The organism is uncultured Campylobacter sp., assembly GCF_938018035.1.
Taxonomy (GTDB): Bacteria; Campylobacterota; Campylobacteria; order Campylobacterales; family Campylobacteraceae; genus Campylobacter_B.
The window spans coordinates 1-7,487 of record NZ_CALIJF010000401.1; the positions used below are offsets into that span (position 1 = coordinate 1).

Annotated in this window: 6 protein-coding genes; all 6 read left to right on the forward strand. The window is 50.5% G+C overall.

Features of this window, described 5'->3' with window-relative positions; genetic code table 11:
- Nucleotides 1–1,514: ATP-dependent DNA helicase RecG (gene recG / locus Q0257_RS12240; RefSeq protein WP_298025164.1), on the forward strand; the 1,514-nt coding region annotated here is incomplete at its 5' end.
- A gap of 213 nt (nt 1,515–1,727) precedes the next feature.
- On the forward strand, nt 1,728–2,210 hold the full coding sequence (locus Q0257_RS12245) for a hypothetical protein (RefSeq protein ID WP_298025166.1): 483 nt from the start codon (nt 1,728–1,730) through the stop codon (nt 2,208–2,210).
- Nucleotides 2,211–3,039: 829 nt separating this feature from the next.
- A complete protein-coding gene (locus tag Q0257_RS12250) occupies nt 3,040–3,591 on the forward strand; it encodes a hypothetical protein (protein WP_298025167.1) in 552 nt (183 codons plus the stop codon).
- Nucleotides 3,592–3,806: 215 nt separating this feature from the next.
- Nucleotides 3,807–5,048, forward strand: coding sequence for a histidine--tRNA ligase (hisS, locus tag Q0257_RS12255; protein ID WP_298025168.1), 1,242 nt, complete (start codon nt 3,807–3,809; stop codon nt 5,046–5,048).
- The gene (gene speA / locus Q0257_RS12260) at nt 5,045–6,883 is read left to right on the forward strand and encodes a biosynthetic arginine decarboxylase (protein WP_298025170.1); all 1,839 of its coding nucleotides are present in this window, start codon (nt 5,045–5,047) and stop codon (nt 6,881–6,883) included. The genes hisS and speA overlap by 4 nt, the downstream gene beginning before the upstream one ends.
- Nucleotides 6,880–7,487: serine O-acetyltransferase (gene cysE, locus Q0257_RS12265; RefSeq protein ID WP_298025171.1), on the forward strand; the 608-nt coding region annotated here is incomplete at its 3' end. The genes speA and cysE, both read left to right, overlap by 4 nt.

Here is a 7,487-nt window from a genome sequence, read left to right on the forward strand (position 1 = left end):
AGCCTACGATCGCTCAGACCGCAAGCGCCGCCGAGGCTGTTCAGGACGCGCTCGCCGCACCGATGAGCGCTTCGCGCGATTGTGCCGTGCAACCTACGTATTATCAAACTGAAACTATCCAGACCGCAGCCGCCCAAGCTACAACCGCCATACCTACAATAACTCAAATTGCAAGCGACGCCGGAACTGTCCATGCCGCCGAGACCGTCCGAGCCGCAGCCGCCACGCAGATGAGCGGTGCTGCGATTTTACGCACGCTGAAATTTGTAGAAATTCTAAACTACCTGCAAAAGCTAAGCGCGAAAAAAACGAGCTTCCCTGCGCAAATTTACCCGCTGCACGACATTTCGGACTGGCTTGCTTCGCTTCCTTTTGAGCCTACGCGCGATCAGCTAAGCGCGATAAAGGATATCGCTAGCGATCTGCAAAGCCCTCTAGCACGCCGCCGCGTCGTCATGGGCGACGTAGGCAGCGGCAAGACGCTCGTGATCCTCGCGAGCGCGGCGATGAATTACCCGCGCATCAGCTATCTGATGGCGCCTACGAGCATCCTAGCCGAGCAGATTTACGCCGAAGCTCTCCGTCTGCTGCCGCCGCAGATCAAAGTCCTGCTCGTAAAAAGCGGCGATCGCGAGCCGAATTTTGCAGACGCGCACCTTATCATCGGCACTCACGCCCTGCTCTACCACGAGCTCGCGCCGTCAAATCTCATAATGGTCGATGAGCAGCACCGCTTCGGCTCGAATCAGCGCGAAAAGATCGCGCGCCTCACGGGGAGCGGCGAGTTTCGCGCGCATTTCATTCAGTTTAGCGCCACGCCGATACCGCGTACGCTAAGCATGATCCAGTCCGAGCTTGTGAGCTTTAGCTTTTTAAAACAGCTGCCGTTTGAAAAACAGATCAAAACTATAATCTTGCAAAACGACGGATTTACGGGCTTTATGCAGGATCTGCGCCGTGAGCTCGCCGCGGGCAATCAAGCGATCATCGTATATCCGCTCGTGCAGCAAAGCGAAAGCTCGGTCTATCAAAGCCTTGAGGAGGCGGCGCCGTTTTGGAAGGCTCAGTTTGCAGACGTGATGATTACCCACGGCAGCGACAAGGACAAGGAGGAGGTTTTGCGCCGCTTCCGCGATGAAGGGCGGCTGCTGATAACCACGACGATCGTCGAAGTGGGTATCTCGCTGCCGCGGCTTAGCGTCATTTTAATCGTGGGCGCCGAGCGGATGGGGCTCGCGTCGCTTCATCAGCTGCGTGGGCGCGTCGGGCGCAAAGGCCAGGCGGGACGCTGCTACCTCTACACCAAGCTCAAATCCCCGCCGCAGCGCCTGCGCGAGTTCGCAGCGACGCTAGATGGATTTAAGGTCGCAAATATCGATCTGAAAAACCGCCAGGGAGGCGATCTGTTGGGCGGCTCGGTGCAGCACGGCGCGATGTTTGCGTGGTACGATTACGAAGAGGACGTGACGGCGGCAGCAAAGCAGCGACTAAAGGACATAGGACGAGGTGCGTGAAATTCTACGAGATGCGATAGAATTTAAACGTAATTTTAGCCGCAGCAAAATTTTACGAAGCGAATGCGATTATGAGGTAATGGGCGATCTGATATAAAATTTGAAATTTCACAGCGCAGATTGCATCGGATAAAATTTAGAGCTTTACCAAGCGTCGTTTGCTTTTAATTTCTAAAATTTATGCAACTTAAAGTCCAAAAAAAGGAGAGCAAAATGGCTTACGTGACCTACGACAAGGCAAAATGGCACTGGGGCGCGGCAAATGCGCCGACAGATATCCCGCAGGAAAACGGCGCGACGCACATCGCGTTTTTCTTCCGCTGGTGCATGGAGCGCAAGCTTTACTCCAAGGACTTCGCGGCGGACTTTGCGGACGATATAGCGCGGATGGACGATAGCTTTGATTACCGTCAGTATTTTTTCGACGCCATGGACGGCGTGCTAGGCAGCGACGAACTAAACACCGCGGGCAAGGCCTTTGCAAAGGCCTACTACACCACGGACCGCACGAAATTTGCCAAAACGCACGGCTGGTATTTGCAAGATTACGACGATTTCGTCGCGCGCAAATTCGGCGATAAAAACTTCGACAACGCCTATTTTTACATAGAAAACTCGCCGCAAAATTACGCCGAGATCAAAGAGATCATCGATCGCCGCTACGAGGAATTCTTGAGCTTCAAGGCGGCGAAGTAGAAATTTTACCGCCGAGCTTAGCCGGTTTAAAATAGACGTCCAATCCGAAACGGCGCGTGATCTGCGCCGCGGTAAAATTTAAAATTTTGCGTAGCGCTTTAAATTTACGAAGCGTGCGGCAAGCTCGCATGGCGCACTTCAAATTAAATTTTAAAATCAAACCGCTTCGCAATGCGGGATACAGCGGCGCGCAGCTTAAAATTTCCGCACGGCGTTTAGATTTATCTCGTCGCTTGCGGCGCGCAGTTTTACTCGCGCTTTCGTAGCCTCAAAGCAAGCGGGCGTGAGGTATCACGGAGTAGCGCTTCGCAAACATACCCCCGCTCCAGAAAAAATTTCAAAGTCCGTTTCGCATAGACGGAGCGGTGCCGTGCGAGCAGATTAAAATTTACAAATGATGCGAGCAGATTAGAATTTGTCAACAGCATGAGCAGATTAGAATTCGCAAATGGCATAACGTGGATTAGAATTTACGTGCCGCGCGAGCAGATTAAAATTCGCAAATGGCGCAAGCGGGTTAAAATTTTGTAAGCCGTGCTCGCAGGCTGCGTTGTTCAAAAGAGTGTGAGCGGCAACGCTTATTCATCTCTTAAGCCCAGCTCGCTAACGAGCCTGGATGGGCGAGCACGAGCGGTAACTGCGCCGTAAGTGAAATTCAAGCCGTGTCGTATGCGAAATTCAAGCCGCGCGGCGATAGCAGGCCTGTAGCATCGGTAAGCAGACGTAGGACGTAGAGCCCAGATGAGACGCACCCCACAAAGCAGATGCCTCGGACGCGAGATATGTTATAATTTCGCGAAATTTTAAAATTTATGCCAAAGGAGCGAAGATGAACGAGAGGGTGCCTACTTATCTAGCAAACAACCTGTTTAACGTAACTCAGGATGATTATCTAAATGCCCAAATCAGATCCGGCGCGGGCGGCGAATACTTTGAAATTTATTATTTCGGCGAGCTTTTTCGCAGCGAAACTTTGCCGAACGATTACATCGTCGATTTTTACGACGAGGGCGAGCTCGTGCCGTGCAAGCTCGTAGCCAAATGCGTAAAAACGGGCGAGGAAATTTTACTTTTCGACGGCGCTGCGCACGGCTACAACGCGATGTTCTGCGACGAGCTTGACGCAGAAAAAGTAGCCCGCCGCGAGCTAGTGAAATTTAACCTGCCGCCGCGTAAAATCCATCTAAAATTCGGTTACAGCATCCTCTACGACGACGAAATGGACGAATACGAAACGGACGAGAGCGGCAAAGTCCTGCTGATAAACGGCGGGACCGCCTCGTGGGATGAGGTCAAGGCAAACGGCTTTGATTATATCGCCGTAAGCTGCGAGGACGAAGCGGGCAAGGTCACGGAGATACTTTCGCTTGAGCTTGCATAGGCGATTGAAATTTAGCGACCTTTCTAGGCTTGCCTTTTTATCCGTACTTTGCCGAATTTAATTTATCACGAAGCGTATTTTAATTTTGCGGCGCGCGATGTAAATAAGCAGAACCGATACGTTGCTGCGAGCGGCAGGGCTTAAAATTTAGGAAAATTTAACTATAATCGCCGCAAAAATTTGAAAATTTTAAAATTTCACAAAGGATTTTATCGATGATCAAGGCACTTCGCGGTATGAACGATATTTCAGGCGAGCAGGCGCGCATCTACTCGCAAATTTTAAGCGTGTGCGAGCGCGTGGCGCGCAATTACGGCTTTTGCCTCATCGAAACTCCCAAACTCGAGCAGACCGCGCTATTTCGCCGCAGCGTCGGCGAGAGCAGCGACATCGTCGGCAAGGAGATGTATGAGTTTAGCGACAAAAGCGGCGATAGCGTCTGCCTGCGCCCCGAAGGCACCGCGGGCGTCGTGCGCGCTTTTATCGAAAAAAAGCTCGACCGCAGCGGCGGCGTGCATAAATTTTATTATCAAGGCTCGATGTTTCGCTATGAGCGCCCGCAAAAGGGGCGTCTGCGCGAGTTTCATCAATTCGGCGTCGAATGCTTCGGGCAAAGTAGCGTCTATGAGGACGCGAGCGTGATTTTGATGTTAGCTCAAATTTTACGCGAGCTAAATGTCGCCGCAACGCTTAAAATCAACTCTTTAGGCGATGAAGAGTGCATGCCGGCATATAAAACCAAGTTCGTAAATTTCTTACAAGATCGCAAAGACAGGCTCTGCGAGGACTGCCAAAGGCGCATCGACACCAATCCGATCCGCGTACTGGACTGCAAAAACGAAAGCTGCCAGAAAATTTTAGCCGCCGCGCCTCTTATAACGGAAAATTTAAACGACGCCTGCGCCGCGGAATTTGCGCAGCTGCAAAGAATTTTAACCCAAAACGGACAAAAATTTGAAATCGATGCGAAACTCGTGCGCGGGCTTGATTACTACTGCAAAATCGCCTTTGAGTTCGTCTCATCCGAGCTTGGCGCACAAAGTGCCGTAGGCGGCGGCGGGCGCTATGACAGACTCGTAGAGTTTTTAGGCGGCAGAAAGACGGCGGGCGTGGGTTTTGCCATCGGCATCGAGCGAATAGCCGAAATTTTAAAAACGCGCGAAAGCCCACAAGCGCGTGAGGGACTTTATATCGGCGCGCTGGATGAGGCGTTTGTTAGCACGGCATTTTCATTTGCGCTAAAGCTGCGAAAGTTTTGTAAAACTCAAATTTCATACGAGCCCAAGAGCTTAGCCAAGCATTTAAAGGCGGCCGACGGGGCGGAGGCGAAATTTTGCCTTTGCATCGGGCAGGACGAGTTTGATCGCGCCGAGGTGTGGTGTAAAAATTTAGAGGATCAAACCACCTTTGCGATTAAATTTAAAGAGGTTGAAGCGTTTTTTAAGGATAGAGCATGAGCGATTACGGACTAAATATTTGGGGAAATTCCAACTTCACGATAGACGGGGGCAAACTATGCCTAAACTCCGATTTTAAGCAGCCTTTAGTGGATATAATAAAAGAGATCCGCGCAGACGGCGTGCGAGGCCCGATACTACTGCGCTTCCCGCACCTCATCAAAAAGCAGATCGTCGAAATTTACTCAAATTTCAACCGCGCTATTAAGGAGTTCGGCTACAAGGGAAAATTCCACGCCGTCTATCCGCTTAAAGTAAATCAATTCCCGGGCTTCGTTAAAAATTTAGTCGATATCGGCGAGCCTTACGGATACGGGCTAGAGGCCGGCAGCAAGCCCGAACTGCTGCTAGCGATGGCGTATAACAAATACGGCGCGCCGATTACCGTAAACGGTTTTAAAGATAAGGAGCTCATCAATATCGGCTTTATCGCCGCAGAGATGGGGCATAACGTAACGCTTACGATCGAGGGGCTAAACGAGCTTGAAACCATCATCGAAACGGCTAAGGAGCGCTTTGCGCCAAAGCCTTTCATCGGGCTACGCATCAGGCTGCATAACTCCGGAAGCGGACTGTGGGCGAAAAGCGGCGGGATAAATTCCAAATTCGGTCTTACCTCGACCGAGCTTATAGAGGCGATAAACTTACTCAAGAAAAACGACCTCATCGAGCAGTTTACGATGATCCATTTTCATATCGGCTCACAGATTACAGAGATCCACCCGCTCAAAAAGGCCCTCATCGAGGCGGGCAATATCTACACCGAGCTTCGTAAAATGGGCGCAAAAAATTTAAAATCCATAAATTTAGGCGGAGGTCTTGCTATCGAATACTCCCAAGCCAAAGAAAGCTCCAGCCGCAACTATACGCTAAAAGAATACGCCAACGACGTAGTCTTCCTGCTAAAATCGATCGCGCAGGATAAAAAAGAGGCGGAGCCGGATATTTTTATCGAGAGCGGCAGATACGTAGCCGCCAGCCATGCGGTGCTCGTAGCGCCGATTTTGGAGCTTTTTACCCAAGAATACGCCGAAGAGAAACTCGCCCTAAAAAAGGATAATCCGCCGGTAGTCGCCGAGCTATACGATCTGTATAAAACTCTAAAACCATCCAACGCGCTAGAGTATCTGCACGACGCCATGTCGCATATGGAGAGCGTGCTTACCCTTTTTGATCTGGGATACGTCGATCTGATCGACCGCTCAAACGGCGAAATTTTGGTTCATCTAATAATGCGAAAGGCGTATGAAATTTTAGGCAACAAGCAAGAATACAGTAATTTCTTAAACTCCCTAGGCAACGCCCAAGAACGCTATTTGGTAAATTTCTCGATCTTTCAAAGCCTGCCCGATTTTTGGGGCATCAAGCAGCACTTCCCAATCATGCCGTTAGAGAGGCTGGACGAGCGCGCCACGCTATCGGCGTCGATCTGGGATATCACCTGCGATAGCGACGGCGAGATAGAATTCGACAGCCAAAAAAATCCGCTATTTTTGCACGATTTTGATCCCGAAAAAGAGGAGTATTTTTTGGGCTTTTTTCTTGTCGGAGCCTATCAGGAGGTGCTTGGCATGAGCCACAACCTCTTTGCACACCCAACAGAGGCGACCGTGATTTTAAAGGATGACGGCGGCTTTGAGATCAAGGATTTTATTGAATCTCAATCGGTCATCGACATCTTGGAGGATATGGACTACGACGTAGTAGATATCCGCGAAAGCCTAAACGAGCGGATCGAAAAATCAGACCTCATAGACGCAAAAGAGAAAAAGCATATCCTGGGCGAGCTATATCTGTTTTTAAACGACAATAGCTACTTAAAGACGATCAAATGAGTTTTTGGCAAATTTTAAAACGGGACTTCACCGAGCCGATGCGCCAAGATCCCGCATGCAATAGCGTATTTGAGATATTTTTCTGCTATCCAGGCGTCTGGGCGCTAATAAATTACCGCTTCGCGCATTTTTTCTACGAGCGAGGTTTTAAGCTTATAGCTCGCGCGATCAGCGGACTTACCCGCATAATCACCGCCGTAGATATAAACCCGGGCGCGCAGATCGGCAGAGGAGTGTTTTTCGACCACGCCACGGGGCTTGTCATCGGAGAAACGGCGATCATCGGCGATAACTGTCTGATCTATCAGGGCGTCACTCTCGGCGGCGTGAGCTTAGAGCACGGTAAGCGCCATCCGACGCTGCAAAACGGCGTCGTAGTAGGCGCGGGGGCCAAAGTGCTAGGCAACATCACCATAGGCGAAAATTCCAAAATCGGCGCAAATTCCGTCGTCGTAAAGGATGTCGAGCCAAACTGCACCGCCGTAGGCGTGCCCGCTAGAATTTTAGGAAGCTGCGAGAGCGATCCTTTAGCGCATAATAAAATTCCAGATATCAGCAAAGAGCTTATCAAATATCTCATCAAGCGTATCGAAATTTTGGAAGA